The organism is Halomonas profundus (assembly GCF_020865425.1).
GTDB classification, from domain to species: domain Bacteria; phylum Pseudomonadota; class Gammaproteobacteria; order Pseudomonadales; family Halomonadaceae; genus Vreelandella; species Vreelandella titanicae.
The window spans coordinates 2,887,963-2,907,204 of the sequence record NZ_CP086344.1; the positions used below are offsets into that span (position 1 = coordinate 2,887,963).

At 55.6% G+C, this 19,242-nt stretch carries 18 protein-coding genes; 12 read left to right on the forward strand and 6 right to left on the reverse strand.

The genetic code is table 11. The features are described from left to right. Nucleotides 1-15 precede the first annotated feature (15 nt). On the reverse strand, nucleotides 16-1,830 hold the full coding sequence (locus LMS44_RS13110; protein ID WP_498945327.1) for an NAD(P)/FAD-dependent oxidoreductase: 1,815 nt from the start codon (nucleotides 1,828-1,830) through the stop codon (nucleotides 16-18). Between the two features lie 288 nt (nucleotides 1,831-2,118). Here LMS44_RS13110 and LMS44_RS13115 point away from each other — a divergent pair, with 288 nt between their 5' ends. From LMS44_RS13115 to LMS44_RS13125, 3 genes are all read left to right on the forward strand, one after another. Continuing rightward, the gene (locus LMS44_RS13115; protein ID WP_022523138.1) at nucleotides 2,119-4,101 is read left to right on the forward strand and encodes a sigma-54-dependent Fis family transcriptional regulator; all 1,983 of its coding nucleotides are present in this window, start codon (nucleotides 2,119-2,121) and stop codon (nucleotides 4,099-4,101) included. Nucleotides 4,102-4,383: 282 nt separating this feature from the next. Further along, nucleotides 4,384-5,238: an AAA family ATPase gene (locus LMS44_RS13120; RefSeq protein ID WP_089692014.1), complete on the forward strand. Its 855-nt coding sequence runs from the start codon at nucleotides 4,384-4,386 to the stop codon at nucleotides 5,236-5,238. 3 nt (nucleotides 5,239-5,241) lie between these two features. Further along, nucleotides 5,242-6,423, forward strand: coding sequence for a vWA domain-containing protein (locus LMS44_RS13125; RefSeq protein ID WP_009287016.1), 1,182 nt, complete (start codon nucleotides 5,242-5,244; stop codon nucleotides 6,421-6,423). Between the two features lie 5 nt (nucleotides 6,424-6,428). Here the strand turns inward: LMS44_RS13125 and LMS44_RS13130 are convergent, their stop codons facing one another. Next, entirely contained in the window at nucleotides 6,429-6,962 is a 534-nt protein-coding gene (locus tag LMS44_RS13130; RefSeq protein WP_022523135.1) for a cytochrome b, read from the reverse strand. Between the two features lie 125 nt (nucleotides 6,963-7,087). Beyond that, entirely contained in the window at nucleotides 7,088-7,651 is a 564-nt protein-coding gene (locus LMS44_RS13135) for a hypothetical protein (protein WP_022523134.1), read from the reverse strand. A gap of 170 nt (nucleotides 7,652-7,821) precedes the next feature. Here LMS44_RS13135 and LMS44_RS13140 point away from each other — a divergent pair, with 170 nt between their 5' ends. Beyond that, nucleotides 7,822-8,220, forward strand: a complete 399-nt coding sequence (locus tag LMS44_RS13140) for a RidA family protein (RefSeq protein WP_022523133.1) — start codon at nucleotides 7,822-7,824, stop codon at nucleotides 8,218-8,220. Here LMS44_RS13140 and LMS44_RS13145 read toward each other — a convergent pair. Beyond that, entirely contained in the window at nucleotides 8,180-9,646 is a 1,467-nt protein-coding gene (locus LMS44_RS13145; protein ID WP_022523132.1) for a cobyric acid synthase, read from the reverse strand. The two genes, LMS44_RS13140 and LMS44_RS13145, sit on opposite strands and share 41 nt — an antisense overlap. A gap of 202 nt (nucleotides 9,647-9,848) precedes the next feature. On the opposite strand from LMS44_RS13145, the gene LMS44_RS13150 reads away from it, so the two are divergent. Genes LMS44_RS13150 through LMS44_RS13175 form a run of 6 tightly spaced genes read left to right on the forward strand, consistent with a single transcriptional unit; the run spans nucleotide 9,849 to nucleotide 15,563 of the window. After that, nucleotides 9,849-10,871, forward strand: a complete 1,023-nt coding sequence (locus LMS44_RS13150) for a LacI family DNA-binding transcriptional regulator (RefSeq protein ID WP_022523131.1) — start codon at nucleotides 9,849-9,851, stop codon at nucleotides 10,869-10,871. Between the two features lie 11 nt (nucleotides 10,872-10,882). Further along, nucleotides 10,883-11,914 carry an ABC transporter substrate-binding protein gene (locus tag LMS44_RS13155; protein ID WP_498945331.1) on the forward strand — a complete coding sequence of 344 codons (1,032 nt, stop codon included), beginning with the start codon at nucleotides 10,883-10,885 and terminating at the stop codon, nucleotides 11,912-11,914. 2 nt (nucleotides 11,915-11,916) lie between these two features. Further along, a complete protein-coding gene (locus tag LMS44_RS13160) occupies nucleotides 11,917-12,813 on the forward strand; it encodes an ABC transporter permease (RefSeq protein WP_498945333.1) in 897 nt (298 codons plus the stop codon). Further along, nucleotides 12,810-13,598, forward strand: a complete 789-nt coding sequence (locus LMS44_RS13165) for an ABC transporter permease (RefSeq protein WP_022523128.1) — start codon at nucleotides 12,810-12,812, stop codon at nucleotides 13,596-13,598. The genes LMS44_RS13160 and LMS44_RS13165 overlap by 4 nt, the downstream gene beginning before the upstream one ends. Nucleotides 13,599-13,621: 23 nt before the next feature. Beyond that, nucleotides 13,622-14,704 carry an ABC transporter ATP-binding protein gene (locus tag LMS44_RS13170; RefSeq protein ID WP_498945335.1) on the forward strand — a complete coding sequence of 361 codons (1,083 nt, stop codon included), beginning with the start codon at nucleotides 13,622-13,624 and terminating at the stop codon, nucleotides 14,702-14,704. Further along, nucleotides 14,697-15,563, forward strand: a complete 867-nt coding sequence (locus LMS44_RS13175) for a phosphodiesterase (protein ID WP_498945338.1) — start codon at nucleotides 14,697-14,699, stop codon at nucleotides 15,561-15,563. The genes LMS44_RS13170 and LMS44_RS13175 overlap by 8 nt, the downstream gene beginning before the upstream one ends. Here LMS44_RS13175 and LMS44_RS13180 read toward each other — a convergent pair. Then, on the reverse strand, nucleotides 15,560-16,414 hold the full coding sequence (locus tag LMS44_RS13180; protein ID WP_498945340.1) for a bifunctional transcriptional activator/DNA repair enzyme AdaA: 855 nt from the start codon (nucleotides 16,412-16,414) through the stop codon (nucleotides 15,560-15,562). The two genes, LMS44_RS13175 and LMS44_RS13180, sit on opposite strands and share 4 nt — an antisense overlap. 341 nt (nucleotides 16,415-16,755) lie before the next feature. On the opposite strand from LMS44_RS13180, the gene LMS44_RS13185 reads away from it, so the two are divergent. Then, nucleotides 16,756-17,676: a glutaminase gene (locus LMS44_RS13185; protein WP_498945342.1), complete on the forward strand. Its 921-nt coding sequence runs from the start codon at nucleotides 16,756-16,758 to the stop codon at nucleotides 17,674-17,676. A 92-nt stretch (nucleotides 17,677-17,768) separates the two neighbouring features. Continuing rightward, a complete protein-coding gene (locus LMS44_RS13190; RefSeq protein WP_027957569.1) occupies nucleotides 17,769-18,374 on the forward strand; it encodes a LysE family translocator in 606 nt (201 codons plus the stop codon). Here LMS44_RS13190 and LMS44_RS13195 read toward each other — a convergent pair. After that, a complete protein-coding gene (locus LMS44_RS13195; protein ID WP_009287024.1) occupies nucleotides 18,360-19,193 on the reverse strand; it encodes an AraC family transcriptional regulator in 834 nt (277 codons plus the stop codon). The two genes, LMS44_RS13190 and LMS44_RS13195, sit on opposite strands and share 15 nt — an antisense overlap. Nucleotides 19,194-19,242: the final 49 nt, after the last annotated feature.

A 19,242-nucleotide genomic window follows, 5' to 3' on the forward strand; every position in this document is an offset into this window, starting at 1 on the left:
GGGTTACCCTTCCTGTTAAGACGTATGATGAACCGGCTGCAGCCCATAGACAGACGTTTCCAGTCCCTCCATGCGTGCCTTTAACTGCAGCGCTAAATAGTGTGAGTAGTGCCGCGACTGGTGCAGGTTGCCGCCGTGGAACCACAGCGCCTCTTGCTGGGTGGGTTTCCACATATTACGCAGCTCGCCCTCCCAAGGGCCGGGGTCTTTGGTGGTGTCAGAGCCCAGGCCCCAGCACTTGCCGACTTTATCCGCCACTTCCTGAGAGATAAGCCGCGCCGCCCAGCCATTCATGGAGCCATAACCGGTGGCGTAGACGATCAAATCTGCCTCTAGCTCACTGCCATCGGTAAGTGTGATGGAGTGGGGGTTAATGCGCTCAATGCCCACACCGCTTCGCAACTTGATATCGCCGTTAGCCACCAAGTCGCAGGCGCCTACGTCGATGTAATAACCTGAGCCCCGGCGCAGGTACTTCAAGAACAGCCCGGAGTCATCGTCACCGAAATCGAGCAGAAAGCCCGCGTCTTCCAGCTTCTGATAAAACTCGGCGTCGCGCTGTTTGATTGCCTCAAACGCCGGGCGCTGAAAATTCGGAAGCACCTTGTAGGGGATCGAGGCAAAAATCAGATCAGCCTTGTCGTGGGTTAAGCCATTGGCCACCGCCTCTTCGGAGTAGAGCGGCCCCAGCACTTCCTCCATCAAAGAGTCCGACTTCACAATATGGGTGGATGAACGCTGCAGCATGGTCACATCGGCATCGTGCTCCCAAAGTGCCGCGGCAATATCGTGAGCAGAGTTATTCGAGCCCACAATCACGCACTTCTTACCCGCATAAGCATCTGGCCCAGGGTGTTGGCTGGAGTGCTGCTGCTCGCCTGCGAAGCTCTCTGCGCCGGGAAATGTCGGCACATTGGGCATACCCGACATCCCGGTGGCCATCACCAGCTGCTTCGGGCGTAACGTGATCTCTTCGCCATTGCGCTTAACGTTAACCACCCACTCGCCTGCGGCTTCGTCATAGTGTGCATTCTGACACTCAGTGGAGGTCCAATAATTGAGCTCCATCACCTTTGTGTACATTTCCAGCCAATCGCCCACCTTGTCTTTAGGCGCAAACACCGGCCAGTTTTCTGGGAAAGGAATATAGGGAAGGTGGTCGTACCAAACCGGGTCGTGCAGGCAGAGGGATTTATAGCGCTTGCGCCAGGAGTCCCCAGCGCGCTCGTTGCGCTCTATGATGATAGTCGGCACGCCCATCTGCTTCAGCCGCGCCCCAAGGCCAATCCCACCTTGGCCTCCGCCGATGATTACGCAGTAAGGCTGTTGGGTATAGCCAAGCTCTGCCTCTTCGCGCTCCCGTGACTCTAACCAGGTTTCACGCTGTTTATTGGCCCCGTGCTCAGCTCCTTTTGGGCGGTTGTGGTTACGCGGTTCGGGGTAGTCATGAAGCGACTGCATAGTGGTTAGTAGCGTCCAGCATTTGCCGTCTTTTAGACGCAGGTAACCTTTGCCGCTGGCGACCGCGGTCTCAAAGGTAAACCACGCCTCACTGATATCGCCGTTTTGGGTAGCTTCGCCTTCTAGCTGCCAGTTCGAAGGACGTGTGTTCTCCAGGGTGGCATTGAGCAAGGCCTGAATAGCATCTTTTCCCTCACAGGTTTTTAAATTCCAGGTAAAGGTTACAAAGTCGCGCCAGTAGCACTCCTCATTAAATAGCGACAAAACACGCTGAATATCCTGGGCTTGCAGCGCTTTATCAAAATCACTCAGCCACCCTTGGACAGTCGCCGTGGCGGTTTGATGTGTTTGTGTCGGTGTCTGTGACATAGCGAGAACTCCATCGTTTGTTATTGTTGAATTGCTTGTGAGACACCCAACTCCAAGCATCCGCCGTGCCAAAACACACAAAGCCACTACAACCAACTGAAAGATAACGTTATTTAATAAAACGAAGCGGCGATAAGACGTAGTGAGGAGGTGGACACCTGTCACACTGTTTACAGCTAGGTGTTACAGGTGTAACGCACGACTAACGGCGTAATAGCACTGCGTTGACACCCACGCCAGAGCGCATAGGCTGGAAGGACAATAACAATCCCTACGGTGAACTACGCCATGCCTACTCAATCGCCTCTGCCTGCACGGCTGCAATCCGTCCAGCGCCAGCATATTGAGCATATTTTCCAGCTCGGCGAAGGCCTGGAAGTTCCGCAGCTACCGGCCCAGCAAACCATTCGGCGTTCCTGGCTGCGCTGCCTAAACGAGTACCAGCTCGATCCCACCCAGCCACGCCCAGCCCGGGTAGTGCCCCAGCAAATCCTGATTGAGCACCGGGAATCCGTGGATGAACTCCTGCATGTGGCAAGAGCCGGGGTTGACCAGCTTTATCAGCAAATTGCGCAACTCGGCTACGTGCTACTGCTCACCGACCACCGCGGGATAACCGTTGAGTTTCGTGGCGATCCCAACCAAGACCAGCAACTGCGCAAAGCAGGCCTTTATCTCGGTGCTGACTGGGACGAACGCTTTGCGGGCACCTGTGCCGTAGGCACCTGCCTGCATGATCGCCAGGCGATTATCTGCCACCGCCAGGAGCACTTCGACGCCTCGCATATTTCGCTTACCTGTACTGCCGCCCCCATCGCCGACCCACAAGGCAACGTCATGGCCGTGCTGGATATCTCCGCGCTGCAATCGCCTACCCAGCATGAGAGTCAAAATTTCAGCCTCTCGCTGGTAACGCTCTACGCACGCATGATTGAGGACGCCTATTTTCTCCAGCGCTACCGTGACTGCCTGATGGTGCGGCTGGATACCTCGCGAGAGTTCGTGCATGTAAACGGGCGCGGACTCATCGCCATTGAAGAGAACGGGCAAGTGATTGCTGCCAACGCAGTGGGTCGTGATCTGATAAGTGAACACCAGCGCCGTTGGCCACCCTGGTCAGCCCATCACACCCCAATGCTGGGGGAGCTATTCGAGTGCGAGATCGCCGATGTACTCAGCATTAATAGCGCCACCGACGATCAACTGCGTGCTTTTCGCGCCAGGGTCGATAACACGATCTACTTTATTAGCCTGCTGGAGCCACGCCGCCCGCGCCCTGCTCAGCAAGCACAACCTCTCGCCTCCAGCCTGCCGGAACCACTGGTACGCCTCGGCGCCGACGACCCCGCCATGCGCAAAGTGCAGAAACTGGCTGAACGGTTGCGCAACGAAGCCAGCGTCAATGTGCTGATTAGCGGAGAAACCGGCACCGGCAAAGAGGTCGTTGCCCGTGCTCTGCATGACAGCGGCAACCGATCTAAAGGCCCCTTTATCGCAGTAAACTGTGCCGCCATTCCCGAAGCGCTGATCGAAAGCGAGCTGTTTGGTTACGAGCCCGGCGCCTTTACCGGCGGGCGCGCCAAAGGCATGCGCGGGCTGATTCCCCAAGCCCACGGCGGCACACTGTTTTTAGATGAAATCGGCGATATGCCGCTGGCCCTGCAAACCCGCCTACTGCGCGTACTGGCCGAGCGAGAAGTGATGCCTCTTGGGGCCAATAAGCCTGAAAAGGTTGATATTCGGGTGATTACCGCCACTCATCGCAATATCGATTCGATGATCCAGCAGGGTGAGTTCCGCGAAGACCTCTATTACCGCCTTAACGGGGCTCAACTGCGCCTGCCCGCGCTACGCGACCGCGCCGATAAGCTCTACGTTATCCGCCGCGTATTTGATGACATCATCCAGGAGCGAGCCTCCAGCCAATCACCGCGCCTGCGGGCCGATGCCATTAGCGCCCTACTAGCTTACGCCTGGCCCGGTAATATCCGTCAGCTAAAGAATGCGCTGGCCTTTGCACTGGCCACCTCAGAAAACGAAGAAATCACCGTTCATGACTTACCTGAGCAGTGCCTAAGCCAACGCATCACTCGGCAAGCAACTCCCCTGCCTGCAGACGCTGGTAGCGACAGCGATCACACATTGCTGGAAATGCTCAAGGAGCAGCACTGGAACATTAGCGCCGTGGCTCGCGCTCTCGGGGTTTCAAGGCCCACGATATACCGGCAAATGCAGCGCCAAGACATAGTGCCGCCGAATTGGCAGGGGTGATAAAAAGCTACTTCAAAGCTTTTGATTGGGAAATAACTGCAACATATCTTGAGAACACGGTGCGAGGGCAGGTTGAAGCGAGGGTCTTTCGCCATGGATGGCGAAAGTAGCGCCCACGGATGGGTTAACAGCGCCCTCGCGGAAACCTGCACTCGGCACAGTGTTGTGCAGAATGCCAGCCAGCTACCACTACCTCTTGGCCTTGAGGGTGACCCTCACGTACACTTGTTTGAATCCGTTTATCCTTTTATAAACCCGCTTTCGACAAGCCGAGGCCCTCCCATGGCGTTTGACTCCACTTCTTCCTATATCGCAACCGATGCGCTTAAGCAGGCGGTGAATGCTGCCGTGGTGCTCGAGCGGCCGCTGTTGATCAAAGGCGAGCCGGGTACCGGCAAAACCCTGCTGGCTGAAGAGCTGGCTGAATCTCTCGATACTCAGTTGATTACCTGGCATATCAAATCCAGCACCAAGGCGGCCCAGGGCTTATACGAGTACGATGCAGTCAGCCGCCTGCGGGATTCTCAGCTAGGCGTTGAAGGCGTGGAAAACGTCGCCAACTACATCAAACCCGGCAAGCTGTGGGAAGCCTTTACCGCCAATCAACGGGTGGTGCTACTGATCGACGAGATCGACAAGGCCGATATCGAATTCCCCAACGACCTCCTTCAAGAGCTGGATCGTATGGAATTCCACGTTTACGAAACCGGCGAAACCATTCGCGCCGAACAGCGCCCGATTATTGTTATTACCTCGAATAATGAAAAAGAGCTGCCAGACGCGTTCCTACGCCGCTGCTTTTTCCACTACATTGAGTTCCCTGACCGCGAGACCATGCAGGCGATTGTCGATGTGCACTTCCCGGATATCGCCCCCAAGCTGGTCAGCGAAGCCTTAGAGGTATTTTTCGAGCTACGTAAAGCGCCAGGCCTCAAGAAAAAGCCTTCCACATCTGAACTAGTCGACTGGCTCAAGCTACTGATGGCTGACAATATTGCTCAAGAGGCGCTCTACAACCGCGATCCGTCCAAAGCACTTCCACCCATGGCCGGCGCCTTGGTCAAAAACGAGCAGGACACCCAACTGCTGGAACGCCTGGCGTTTATGATCCGTCGCCAAAAAGGCACAGGCCGCTAAGCCATGTTTATTGGCCTATTCGAAACACTAAAGCGTGCGGGCGTTCCGGTATCGCTACGTGAGCTGCTGGATCTTCACGCCGTGGTGGAACGCGGTGTGGTGTTCGCCGATATGGAAGCCTTCTATCAGGTGGCCCGCACGGTGATGGTCAAAGACGAACGCCACTTTGACCGCTTTGATCGTGCCTTCGCCGCCTGGTTTAAAGGCCTTGAGGATATGGACGCCGCCATTGAAGCGCTGATCCCCGATGACTGGCTACGCCGGGAGTTTGAGAAGCAGCTTACCGACGAAGAGAAAGCCAAGATCGAATCCCTGGGCGGCCTCGAAGAACTCATTGAGACGTTCAAAAAACGCCTGGAGGAGCAAAAAGAGCGCCACGCGGGCGGCAATAAATGGATCGGCACCGGCGGCACCAGCCCCTTTGGCGCCTACGGCTACAACCCGGAAGGCATTCGCATTGGTCAGGATGGCTCCCGCCACCGCCGCGCCACCAAGGTCTGGGACGAGCGACGCTTCCGCGATTACGATGATTCTCTGGAATTAGGCACGCGCAATATCAAAATGGCGCTGCGTCGCCTGCGCAAGTTTGCCCGCCAAGGGGCGCTAGATGAGTTTGACGTGGATAGCACTATTCGCGAAACTGCCAAGGACGCCGGGCTACTCAACGTTCAGATGCGCCCGGAGCGCCATAACGCCGTTAAAGTGCTGCTATTTTTGGATGTGGGCGGCTCGATGGATGATCATATTCGCGTCTGCGAAGAACTGTTCTCTGCCGCCCGTTCAGAGTTCAAGCATCTTGAGCACTACTACTTTCATAACTGCCTTTACGAAGGGGTTTGGCGAAACAATATGCGTCGGGGTAACGAGCGGATCCCGACCATGGATGTTTTGCACACCTACGGTGCGGATTACCAGGTCGTGATTGTCGGTGACGCGGCCATGTCGCCCTATGAGGTCACCCACCCCGGCGGTAGCGTAGAGCACTTTAACGACGAAGCGGGCGGCGTGTGGCTGAAGCGTTTATGCGAAACGTTTCCCCGCCTGGCGTGGCTTAACCCGATGCCACCCCGGGCATGGGAGTACACCTACTCTACTCAACTAATCCGCGAGATCATTGATGACCGCATGTACCCCATGACCATGGAGGGTTTGGAAACCGCCATGCGCGAGCTAGCAAAGAAGTAGTCTGATTATCTGGCCATGCGCGTCAGCACGTCGTGGTGAGTCAGCTTGCGATGCAAAATGGCCATCACGATGTGCCCTACGATCAACGCTAACAATGTCCAGCCTAGCTCACCGTGGAGCAAACCGCCCAGATCTGTCATCCAGGTGATTTCCTCGCCTTCAAAACCTGACATCAGCGTAAAGCCAAACACCTCAAGCGAGCGGCCCGAACCGTACTGGCGAATAAGCGCAATCGTCGGAATCACCATCATCAAGCCGTAGAGAACAAGATGGCCCAACTTTGCCATAACGCTCACCGATGGCGGACGGCGCGATGCATTGGCCAACGCCCATATCGCTCTCAGTACGACTAAGGTCAGTAGCAATACACCCACTGGGTAATGGGTTCCCCAGAAGAACTCTTCAAAGGGTGTGTCCGGAAAAAGCCAGTGCGCCGTGGCACTCGTAAACTGCCAAGCAAACAGTAGCGCCATCCCCCAATGCAACAAGCGGCTAATCGCACCGTAACGTTGACTGTTATCCATTATCGGTAATGCCATGCAGCTTCTCCCTTCTTTTAATAAGCTAGTCGTGATGCTTATTTTATCGGGGCAACACGTAAATAACATGGCAACAACGTGCAACTTGGTTGCACAAACTGGAACGCAGCGTTTCCTAAGGGCTATTAAAGCGACTGCGGGAAATCGTTTAAGCCCTTCAAAAATGCCTGTTTGGCCGTTTCAAACGCCTTAGGGTCATGTTTAAAGCGGCGCAGGATAAGCGCTTCATCCAACACTAGGGTAGGCGCTAATTCGCGAATACTCTTGGCAGGGTGGCGAGCGCCCAAGCCAATACGCTTTCCATCCACCCCGCCGAACCAGCGCTTAATGCCACTTTTTTGATAGAACGCTTCTCGTTCGGCGTTATCCACTTCGACCCGTAGCGGCGCTTTCAGAGTAAGCTCGCTGATCAAACGCTGCTGGGCATCTGTCTGGTCAAGTGCGCAGGCGTGGGTCACGGTCATACCCTCGCCTTCTTCGTCCAGCACTAGCAGCGCTAGCGCTTGGGGTTTACCCTGGCCGTCAACGGCAGCAAACAGTCGCGCGGCTTCCTGAGGAAATAACACACTGCAGGTGCCGGTGAACACGACCAGCGGCGTTAGACCAGCCTGTTGCCCGTATACCTCAGCGCATAGTCGCGCCAGACAGGCGTTGCGCTGGGCCTCTGCGTTAACGTGTACGACCTTCATATGAATCATCCTCAGCGACTAAAAAGCCGCAAGCCTAGAGTAATTATCGCCGTTTTGACAGCGCGACATGCCTCACGCGTCCTCTATTCATTTTTACTGATACTGAACACTACTGTTAACAATCTGTCGAAGATAACTGTAAGCGTGAACATCACTTAGAAGGAGCTAGCATGCCCACCTTTATGAATGACCCTACCATGCCCACACCAAGCTTCCCCGGTAGCCACATGGTAGTCGATGATCACTATGTGTTTATTTCAGGACTGACCGTTGGCGATCTCTCTAACGGCCACGCAGTCAAAGGCGACGTTAAAGAAGAGACTCGCCTTGTGATGCGCGCACTATCGCGCATGCTTGAAATGGAAGGCGGCAGCTTAGCGGATATAGTGCGGGTGGATATCCACCTCACGGATCTACACGCTATCCAAGACATGGACACTGTTTACGCGGAGTACTTTGAACCTGGCCGCTACCCTGCCCGCACCTGCACCGAATCCCCTAACCTCTACGGCGGAAGCAGTATTGAAATCACTGTGATGGCGAAGCGCCCGCATCAATCAGCGCAATAACCGCCTCAATATCGATATGGGCTTCCAGCATATCGGCTAAACGGTCAAGCTCACGTTCTCGGTGAGCTTGATAATCGCTCTGCTCTCCATTAACGAGTCCCAACTGCTTCAGTAGGGCTTGGCAGGCCTCCGGGTGGTCAAATAACCCGTGCAGGTAAGTACCGATTATTTGGCCATCCTCACTGACGGCGCCTTCTGGTCGGCCTTCTATGTCAAATAATGGCGCGTTAAGCGCCTGCCCTTCACTTACGCCATTATGAATTTCATATCCGGTGACGGTTACCCCTTCAGCAACGGTCACGCCGCGAACATTGCGTAGCTGTTTGCCTGCCACCATTCGGGTGGTCAGCGGCAACAAGCCCAAGCCCGCCACTTTTACTGGCTTACCCTCCAGACCATCAGGGTCATCCACCCATTCGCCCAGCATTTGAAAGCCACCGCAAATACCTAACACCTTGCCGCCGTAGCGCAGGTGGCGCTGAATGGCGTTATCCCAGCCCTGTTGCTTTAACCACGCCAAATCGCTCGCGGTACTTTTACTACCGGGCAGAATGACCACATCGGCGGCGGGTATCGGCTGGCCGGGCCCCACAAAGGTCAGCGATACCTGTGGGTGCAACCGCAGCGGATCGAAGTCAGTATGGTTACTGATGCGCGGTAGCGCCGGAACGATCACGTTAAGTGTCTGGCTAGCCTTTTCGGCGTGGGTTAAACCAATGCTATCTTCAGCATCGAGTACTAGCCCCTGCAGATAAGGCAGTGTTCCGAATACGGGTTTTCCCGTACGCTCCTCCAACCATTCAAGCCCCGGCTTAAGCAGCGCTATATCACCTCGAAAGCGGTTGATAATAAAGCCTTTGGTACGCGCCTGTTCGCTCTCGCTCAACAGCGCCAACGTACCTACCAATTGGGCGAATACCCCACCGCGGTCAATATCGCCCACCAGTATCACTGGACAGTCAGCCGCTTCGGCAAAGCCCATATTGGCGATATCCCCCTCGCGTAGGTTGATCTCAGCAGGGCTGCCCGCCCCTTCGGCAATAATGACATCAAAGCGGTTTTCCAACGCCTGCCATGCCGCCATCACGCTCTCTTTCGCGGTGCGTTTATAGGCGTGGTAATCCAGCGCATCCATATGGCCATGCACTTTGCCGCGTAAAATCACCTGGGCGCCACGATCGGTTTCCGGCTTTAACAGTACCGGGTTCATATCACTGTGGGACGCTAAATAGCAGGCTTGCGCCTGTAACGCCGTGGAACGGCCAATCTCGCCGCCGTCCTCAGTCACGGCGCTATTCAATGCCATATTCTGGGGTTTAAATGGCGCCACCGATACTCCACGCCTTGCCAGCGCGCGGCAAAGGGCAGCCACCACAGTGCTTTTACCCGCATCCGAGGTGGTGCCTTGAATCATCAGTGTAGCCATAAAGAAGTCTCGTCCAGGTGAACAAGAGCGAGACTTTAGCGGGAGGGGCTAAGCGGTGCAATGTGTTCAATCTCCGCTTAAGCACGCTGCTGCCCTTAATAATCAAAAATACTTTTTATTGCCATCAATTCGTCATACGCCATCTCTAGGCTGACACCTAATAAATGAGATCGATCTCATTGCATTCATAACAGGTATTTCCATGGCAGATTTACTTAGTGTGGCCAAACTCGCAGGAGTCTCTCGGGCAACCGCGGCGCGGGCTTTTTCAAACCCCGACTTGGTACGCCCCGCTACCCGTGAAAAAGTGTTTAACGCTGCCCAGCAGTTAGCGTTTAGGCCAAATAAAATCGCCCAACAGCTGCGCTCTCAAGCGACACAGATGATTGGCGTGATGGTGCCCAGTCTCGATAACCCCGTATTCGCCGAGCAGCTACAAGCCATGGAAGTGGCCGCCCGCGCGTCTGGCTACTCACTGATCGTTACCACCAGCGAATACTCGCCCAGCCGCGAGGGTGACATTGTTGAGGAGATGCTGCGCCAGCGCGTGGACGGCTTGGTGCTGACCGTGGCTGAAGCGGATAACAGTGCCGTGCTGAACACGCTGCGCTTGGAAACCACCCCGTGCTTACTAGTTTACAACCCGCCAGGGAAAAGTGGTTTTCCCTCTATTGGCGTCGATAACCGCGCTGCCAGCGCTGATGCCACCCGCCATTTAATCACCCTGGGTCATGAGCGCATTGGCATGGTCGCTGGCCCGCTGCTGCAATCAGACCGCGCCCGGCAGCGCTTTGACGGTTACTGCCACGCTATCCGCGAGGCAGGCCTGATCGCACGCCCGTTGGTTGAGATGACCCGCCATACCCAAGCTGACCTGAAAAGCCTAACACCTGCACTGCAAGGGCCAGAGGCTCTCAGCGCGGTGATCTGTACCAATGATCTGCTCGCCATCAGCCTGATGGGCGAATTACAACGCGCAGGTTTTAACGTGCCTGGCGACCTTTCTGTGATGGGCTTTGATGGCATTGCCTTAGGCAAGCACCTCTACCCATCGCTATGCACCATTGAGCAGCCTCGCGCCGACATTGGGCGCACCGCGGTTCACACCTTGTTAGCCATGATTCGGGGAGAAAAATGCACGCCCGCTCCCCTGCCCCACGCATTGCGTAAGGGCGAAAGTGTCGGAATCCCGGCATCCCGCAAGTCCACGTTAAGCACTTTATAGAGGAACTTGGTATGAGTCTTAAACGCATGAACCTTAAGCATCTTTATCAAGCGTTACTGGCCACGGCGGTTATCAGTGCGTCAGGGGTCGCCACTGCCCAGTCAAGCGACAACGCTATCTGCTACAACTGCCCGCCTGAGTGGGCGGACTGGGGCACTCAGTTGCGTTTGATCGAACAGGAGACCGGCATTCGCGTGCCGCAAGACAACAAGAACTCCGGCCAATCCTTAGCCCAATTGGTTGCCGAAGCCAGTAGCCCGGTGGCCGATGTCGTTTACTACGGGGTGACCTTCGGCATTCAAGCCATGGAAGAGGACGTAGTGGCGCCCTACCAGCCCGAACACTGGGATGAGATTCCTGAAGGTCTAAAAGACCCCGAAGGCAACTGGTTTGCCATTCACTCTGGTACCCTCGGTTTTATGGTCAACGTTGACGCCTTGGATGGCGCGCCGGTGCCCACTTCCTGGGAAGATCTGCTCAAGCCCGAGTATCGCGGCATGGTGGGTTACCTTGACCCGGCCAGCGCCTTTGTTGGCTACGTCGGGGCCGTGGCGGTCAACCTAGCCATGGGTGGCGATCTTAATGACTTCACTCCGGCGATCGACTACTTCAATCAGCTCGCCGAAAACAACCCGATTGTGCCCAAGCAAACCAGCTATGCGCGAGTACTTTCTGGTGAGATCCCGATTCTCCTCGATTATGACTTCAACGCTTACCGCGCACGCCATAGCGATGGTGGCAATGTAGAGTTTGTGATTCCCGAAGAGGGCAGCGTGGTAGTGCCCTATGTTATGAGCCTGGTAAAAGATGGCCCTAACCCCGAAAACGGTCAGCAAGTGCTTGATTTCGTGCTGTCTGATCAAGGCCAAGCGGTATGGGCAGATGCTTACCTACGTCCCGTGCGCGCCAGCGCCATTTCCCCCGAAGCACGCGAAGTCTTTCTGCCCGATAGCGAGTATGCCCGCGCCGAGGCACTTGACTACCCCGCTATGGCGGCTGCTCAACGTAGCTTCTCTGAGCGGTATCTGTCGGAGGTTCGTTAATCATGACAGCGGCATCCAAGCAGCCCTCCGGGGCTGCTTCTTACCTAAGTCGACCATCGACGATGGTAGGCCCAGCCCGGCGTAAACGCCTTATCGCGTTGTTCGCCTTACTGCCTGCCCTGGTGATTTTCTGCGCCTTTTGGCTACTGCCTTTTTCGCGTCTGATCATGATGGGCGCCGAGGCTGATCCAAGCAGCGGTATTAGCGCTTACCTGACTATTCTTACCCATCGTCAGTACTTAATCAGCCTGGCGACCACCGTTGGTCTTTCGCTGGTAGTGTCACTGGTAGCGGTTGCTATTGCGGGCGTTGCCGGATTTTTTCTCGCCCGCCAGCGTTTTTTTGGCAAGTCCATACTAGTGGCTATCCTCACCTTTCCGCTGGCTTTCCCAGGCGTGGTGGTGGGCTTTTTGGTCATCATGCTGGGAGGGCGTCAAGGTGCCTTGGCGCAGACCAGCCTGTGGCTGTTTGGCGAGCGCTGGATGTTCGCCTACTCACTGGCCGGGCTATTTATTGGTTACCTTTACTTCTCCATTCCTCGCGTTATCACCACTGTGATGGCTGCCTGCGACAACCTGGATAGAAGCCTTGAAGAGGCAGCTCGCTCGTTAGGTGCTAACACCTGGCAGGTCACCAAAGACGTCATCGTACCCGGCATTGCTCCCGCGCTGCTCTCAACCGGTGCCATCTGCTTTGCCACCAGCATGGGCGCCTTTGGTACGGCGTTTACCCTGGGCACGCGATTGAGCATTCTGCCACTCAATATCTACGGCGAATTCACCAACTACGCTAACTTCGCCATGGCAGCCGCGCTTTCAGTGGTATTGGGCGTGATCACCTGGATGGCATTGAGTCTTGCCCGCAGGCTGGCTGGCGGCAACTTGGGAGCCTCGGTATGAAATCTCGCCTACGCTTCACGCTGCAATTGGGCTTCACCCTGCTGGTGTGCCTGTTCATGATCGTGCCCGTCGCCATGTCGGTCATGGCGGGGCTGACCGAAAACTACTTTGTCGGCCTTGAGAGTGGCCTGACCCTGCGCTGGGTGGATGAGGTGTGGCAGCTCTACGCCGATACCATCTGGCTCTCAATTAAACTGGCGCTGGCCTGCTTATTGATCACTATCCTGATTGGCGTACCCGCCGCCTATGGCCTGCTGCGCAGCCGTCGCCGCTGGGCCAATGCGCTTGAAGAACTCCTACTGCTACCAGTTGCCGTGCCTGGGCTGGCCACCGCGCTTGCCCTACTGCTTGCCTATGGCAGCTACCGTGAATTTCGTGGCAGCTGGCTATTTATTCTTGTTGGCCATGTGCTGTTTACCTTGCCCTTTATGGTGCGCGCGGTGCTCTCCGTGATGCAAACCGCCAAGCTTCCCCAACTGGAAGAAGCCGCCGCCAGCTTAGGCGCCAGTTTTCGGCAACGCTTTTTCGGGGTGGTCATCCCCAACTGTATGAGCGGTATTTTGGCGGGGGCGCTGATGGTGGTCACCCTATCGATCGGTGAATTCAACATTACCTGGATGCTGCATACCCCATTAACCAAAACGCTACCGGTCGGCTTAGCCGACAGCTATGCCTCGATGCGCCTTGAAATCGGCTCAGCCTACACGCTGATATTTCTGGTGATGGTGGTGCCCTTGCTAGTGGCGATTCAGTGGGCAGGCCGACTCACCGAGCAGCGCCGCTAAGTTTTATTATTTGAGAATCCGTTATGAGTTCATCTGTCAGCATTACGCTACACCAATGCAGCCGCACCTTCGCTGGCGGCAACACAGCGCTCCAGCCGCTTGATTTGCAGGTTAATGCGGGCGAAACCCTGGTACTGCTGGGCCCTTCCGGCTGCGGCAAAACCACCACCCTGCGCATTATTAGCGGCCTGGAAAGCCCCGACAAAGGCGGGCAAGTAATGTTTGGCGAGCGTGATGTCACCGCTCTGCCGATTGAGCAGCGCGACGTGGGAATGGTGTTTCAAAACTACGCGCTATTTCCCAATATGAGCGTTGCCGACAATATTGCCTACGGCTTGAAAATACAGCGTTTGCCACGTGTCGAGATCGCCCATCGGCTTGACGAAGTCATGCATATGGTCGACTTACAAGGCTTTGGTGACCGGCGCATCGACGCCCTCTCCGGTGGCCAAAAACAGCGTGTGGCTCTTGCCCGCGCAATTGCCGTTCGCCCCAAGGTGCTGCTGTTTGATGAGCCGTTGGCAGCGCTAGACGCCAAACTGCGCGACCGCTTACGCATCGAGATTGGCCAGCTTCTACGGGAGCTAGGCACCACGGCGGTCTACGTCACCCACGATCAAGATGAGGCGATGGCCTTGGGTGACCGCATCGCGGTAATGCAAGCCGGACGCATTGCGCAGTTGGGCACTCCCCAAGAGATTTATCATCAGCCGGCCAACGCCTTTGTGGCCGATTTTATTGGTGCGGTTAACTGCCTGGACGTGATCAGCACACGCGCCGATGGAGGATTGGTCGTCCATGGAGGTGAACTCATCGCTGCCCATTTGCAGGGAGTATCCACTGTCTACTGCCGTCCAGAAGACATTCAGGTGGTTTCCGTTGACCAAGCCGATGTAACAGGCAAGGTGGTGCAGAACATTTTCCTGGGCCAGTCCCAACGCCTGATGGTGGACACCGGCGGCGCTTCACCGCTCCAGATTGAGGCACCCTCCCGCCAGCGCTGGCCAAACGGCACCGCGATCGGTTTGGCACTTCCCTCCAGCGTGCTTTTTCATCCAGATAAGCCCACTGCCCCTGTTAATGCCAAGGAGATGGCCAATGGCTGATCAAGGTTTAAACATTCAGAAAGACCCTCATGCCCAGCAATGCCTTATCGCCCAGATTAGCGATCCGCATATCAAGGCGGGCGGGAAACTCTCTTACCGCCAGGTAGATACCGCCAATGCGCTGCGCCAAGCAATTAGCACGCTCAATCAGCTAGCGCCGCGGCCCGACCTGGTGCTAATTAGCGGTGACTTGGTTGATTTTGGCCACCCTGACGAGTACGCCACCTTTAAGCAGATCCTGGCTGAATTAACGCTGCCCGTGTACTTGATCCCTGGCAATCATGATGACCGCGAGCATCTACGCGCCGCCTTTCCCGAGCACCGTTATCTGTTTCAGCACCGCGACTATTTACACTGGGTCGTGGATGACTATCCGGTACGCATTGTAGGGCTCGACTCATCGGTGCCCGGCAAACCCCATGGCGAGTTAAGCGATGAAAGCCTGCAGTGGCTAGACACTATGCTGGCAGAGCATCCCGAAAAACCGACTCTCGTCATGGTGCATCATCACCCTTTTGTTAGTGGCATCGACCATATGGATCGCCAGCCGCTGAAGCGACCAGACGCGCTAGCCGACGTCATTGGCAGACATGCCCAGGTCGAGCGCGTGCTTTGCGGGCATCTGCACCGTTCGATCCAGGCCCGCTTTGCTAACACTTTAGCGATTAGCTGCCCTGGGGTTTCCCACCAGGTGAGTTTGGATCTCACCCCAGACGGCCCCTCCAGCTTTCAGCTAGAGCCTCCCGGTTACCTGCTACACCAGTGGTCGGCAACTAACGGTATGGTGACTCACCAAGGGTTTATCCAGCGCTATCCTGGCCCCTTCCCGTTTTTTGATGCGAACGGGCTGATTGATTAGGTCGTTAAACTGGGGGCGTGCGCTGTGTGAGCCAGCGCCAGCTCCCAGGCTTGTACCATCTGTTTCTTCTCTAATCCCCAGCGGTAACCACCGAGTGCGCCACTTTGTTGAATCACCCGGTGGCAGGGGATCCATAACGCGATGGGGTTAGCGCCCACTGCATTGCCCACTGCTCGGGACGATTTAGGTGATCCCAGCGCCTTAGCAATATGGGAATAGCTGGCAAATTGCCCCTCGGGAATCGTTAACAGCGCTCGCCAAACCGCTATTTGGAAGTTGGTGCCAGTGACGTGTAGCGAGACAGCGGTAGCCCCCTCTTCAGGCTGAGTAAACAGCCTTTCCACCGCATAGCGAGTGGACTCAGTGTTATGTTGAAAGGTGCTGCGCGGCCACTCCTTGGCCAACCTTGCCAGTAACTCCTCTGAATTAGTCATATCGACAAACCCCATTCGGCAGATACCCCGGGGCGTTACCGCGACGAATAGGCGACCTAAAGGTGTTTCGTGAACGCCATAAGCGATCTCCACTCCTTCACCCTGGCGCTTATACTCGCCGGGCGTGACCGCCTCTAACTGAACAAAGTGGTCGTAAAGCCGCGAGCCACCGCTCAGCCCAAGGGTATGGGCGATATCCAGCAAAGAAGTGGACGAATGCATCAACTGCTTACCGCGCTCTAAGGTGAGTGCCTGCAAAAAGCGTTTGGGACTAATCCCCGCATAACGACAAAACAGTCGCTGGAAGTGGAAGGCACTCAAATGAACATGAGCAGCCACCGTTTCCAGATTGGGCTGTTCCGCCGCATGAGCCACCATATAGGCCATGGCTTTTTCGATACGCTCATAGTCATTCATTGTCTTATCTCTCTGACCGTCGGAGCTGCTTAGGCTTTGTACGAAAACTGACTGCGCTCGACAATACTGCGTTAAAAATCGCCTCGAAACGCTCATTTACACCCCGTAAACTCCGCTTTCTCGTTGATTTTTGCCTTGTCTAGTCTTCGCTCGCCGACTTTTCGTACAAAGCCTAGTTCCTTTCAGCCTAAGCCTTCACGGGCGAGTTGCCGACCCGAATCTTGCGCACTGGCAGGTGATCAGACAGTTTATGTTTAAAAGAGGCGTTATGTTTAACAGACATTTCCACCAGTTTTCGCTAGGGTAATGCCCCGCCTCAATTGACGGTACACGATACGCCCATGCAAGACTTGATCAATGACATTGCAGCCGCCATGGCGAAGGCAGAAGAGCGTGGCAAGGTCGCCGACTATATTCCCGAGCTGGGCCATGTTGACCCACAGCAGTTTGCCATTTCGCTCGCCACGGTGGATGGCAAAGTGTACTCGGCAGGTTGTGCTACCACGCCCTTCTCGATTCAAAGTATCTCTAAAGTATTTACGCTGACCATTGCACTTGGGCAAGTGGGTGATTCTCTGTGGTCAAAAGTAGGCCGCGAGCCCTCAGGGGATCCCTTCAACTCCATCGTGCAACTAGAGCATGAAAGCGGCAAACCGCGTAACCCGTTTATCAATGCCGGGGCCATTGCGGTGGTCGATGCGATCATGATGGGCCACGAGCCCAAAGAGACGCTGGGCGAGATTCTTAGCTTTGTGCGCTATATCGCCAACGACGACAGCATTTACTTCGACCACGCGGTGGCCGCTTCAGAAATGGCCCACCGCGACCGCAACGCCTCGTTGGCTCACTTTATGAAAGCCTTTGGCCGCCTACGCCATGATGTCGATAAGGTGCTAGGCACCTATTTTCACCAGTGCGCCATCGCCATGAGCTGTGAGCAGTTGGCCCATGCCGGGCTGTTTTTGGCCTCGGATGGTATCAACAAACCCAGTGGCATTCGCGTGGTAGCCCCCCAGCGCGCACGGCGTATCAATTCACTAATGATGATGTGCGGGCACTACGACGCCTCGGGAGAGTTCGCATTTCGCGTCGGCCTGCCTGGCAAAAGTGGCGTGGGCGGTGGCATCTTGGCGATTGCTCCAGGCCACGGTTCTATTGCCGTCTGGTCGCCGGGATTAGATAGTTACGGCAATAGCTTATTAGGCACCCAGGCGCTCGAAATGTTTGTGCAGCGCACCGGCTGGTCGGTTTTTGGGCATTAGCAGGGCAACGCTTTAAGCAACGATCTCAATTTTGTTCAATACCGCCCACAAGCGCTACTGCATTCTCCTTGCATTATCTGAGGAGAATGACAATGAGCGCTTCACCCCTGCTATCTTTGCTGCTACCCATGTCCGCCTTTGCCCTCGCAGCGTCTATTTCGCCGGGGCCGGTCAACATCGTTTGTTTGAGTAGCGGTACGCACTACCCTATTGCTAAAGGGCTTGTTTTTGTAACCGGCGCCACGCTCGGGTTTATCGCGCTATTTTTAGCCATCGGCGCGGGGCTTTACTCCCTGCTGAATGTGCTGCCGCTGCTGGAAGAGTTTTTGCGCTGGGCAGGCATTCTGTTTTTACTCTATCTCAGCTATCAACTTTTACAGCACGATGGGCGCTTGCAGGAGCGAGGCGGCGTCAAAGCGCCAGGGTTTATGACAGGTGCCATGATGCAGTGGCTAAACCCCAAGGCGTGGCTGGCGTCTGCCGCTGGCATTGGCGCCTACACCACTGCTAATGAGCCCCATCTGCTATGGCTGTTCGCCGGCCTCTATCTGCCTATTTGCTGGCTATCGCTGGCCAGTTGGGTATATGCAGGCGCTTTTCTGAAACGCTATGTTCATCGTCCGATTGTCTTACTGACGATTAACCGCGCACTCGCTATCTGCCTGGCGGCTAGCGCTATTGTCTTACTGGTTGAGTAGCGGGTAGCGGTACTGGTTGGGTGTCGCTGCTACCAGCCGCTTGAACGTCCTTTGAAAGTGGGGCTGGTCATTAAAGCCAGCGTTCAAAGCCGCCTCAACGATAGGTTGCCCTTGTTTTAACGCTTGCTGCCCCAGCTGAATGCGCTGATTAATCAGGTAAGCATGGGGTGTTAGTCCGAAGTGCTGTTTAAAGGCGCGAATCAGGTGCCCAGCACTATAGCCGGACTGCTCACATAGGCGTTCTAGCGATATATCAGCGCTACAATTGGCACGCAAATAGGCCGCGACCTGTTCTAGCGCACTGGGCGCTTGGGGCAATACCGCGGGGGATTCCTGAGCAAGCACTTGCATCATGATGGACAAGTATTCGACTAGCGCCGTTTGCTTATCGCTAATCTCGCGATGTTCATCCAGCAAACAAGCAGCCATATCGCAGTACCCGGCATAAAGCGCTGGCTGGGTAATGACGGCGGTGGCGATATCTTGCCAATACGGCGTATTCAACAGGCCCAATTGGTAACGCAATTCACTCAGCCACTCGGTATCGACGTAGAGCATCATGTACGCCCAGGGCTGGTTCTCGATGGGGTTGCAGGCATGCACCCAGTAGGGGTTCATCATAACGATGTCACCCGCACTAATCTGATGCGTCGCATCGCGATAGCAAAAAGTGCTTTTACCTGCGGTAATGGCCCCCAGCGACCAATGCGTATGGCTGTGCGGCGCATAGCAAACTTGTCGCGCGTCGCTAATCTTGCGCAGCTCCACATAGGGCATACGCGCATCGCGCCAGAAAATAGGTGACGAAATTGTACTCATGTTCTGCTCGTGTTTTTCAAAAAAAGCCTTTCACACTTCGGCTTGGCCT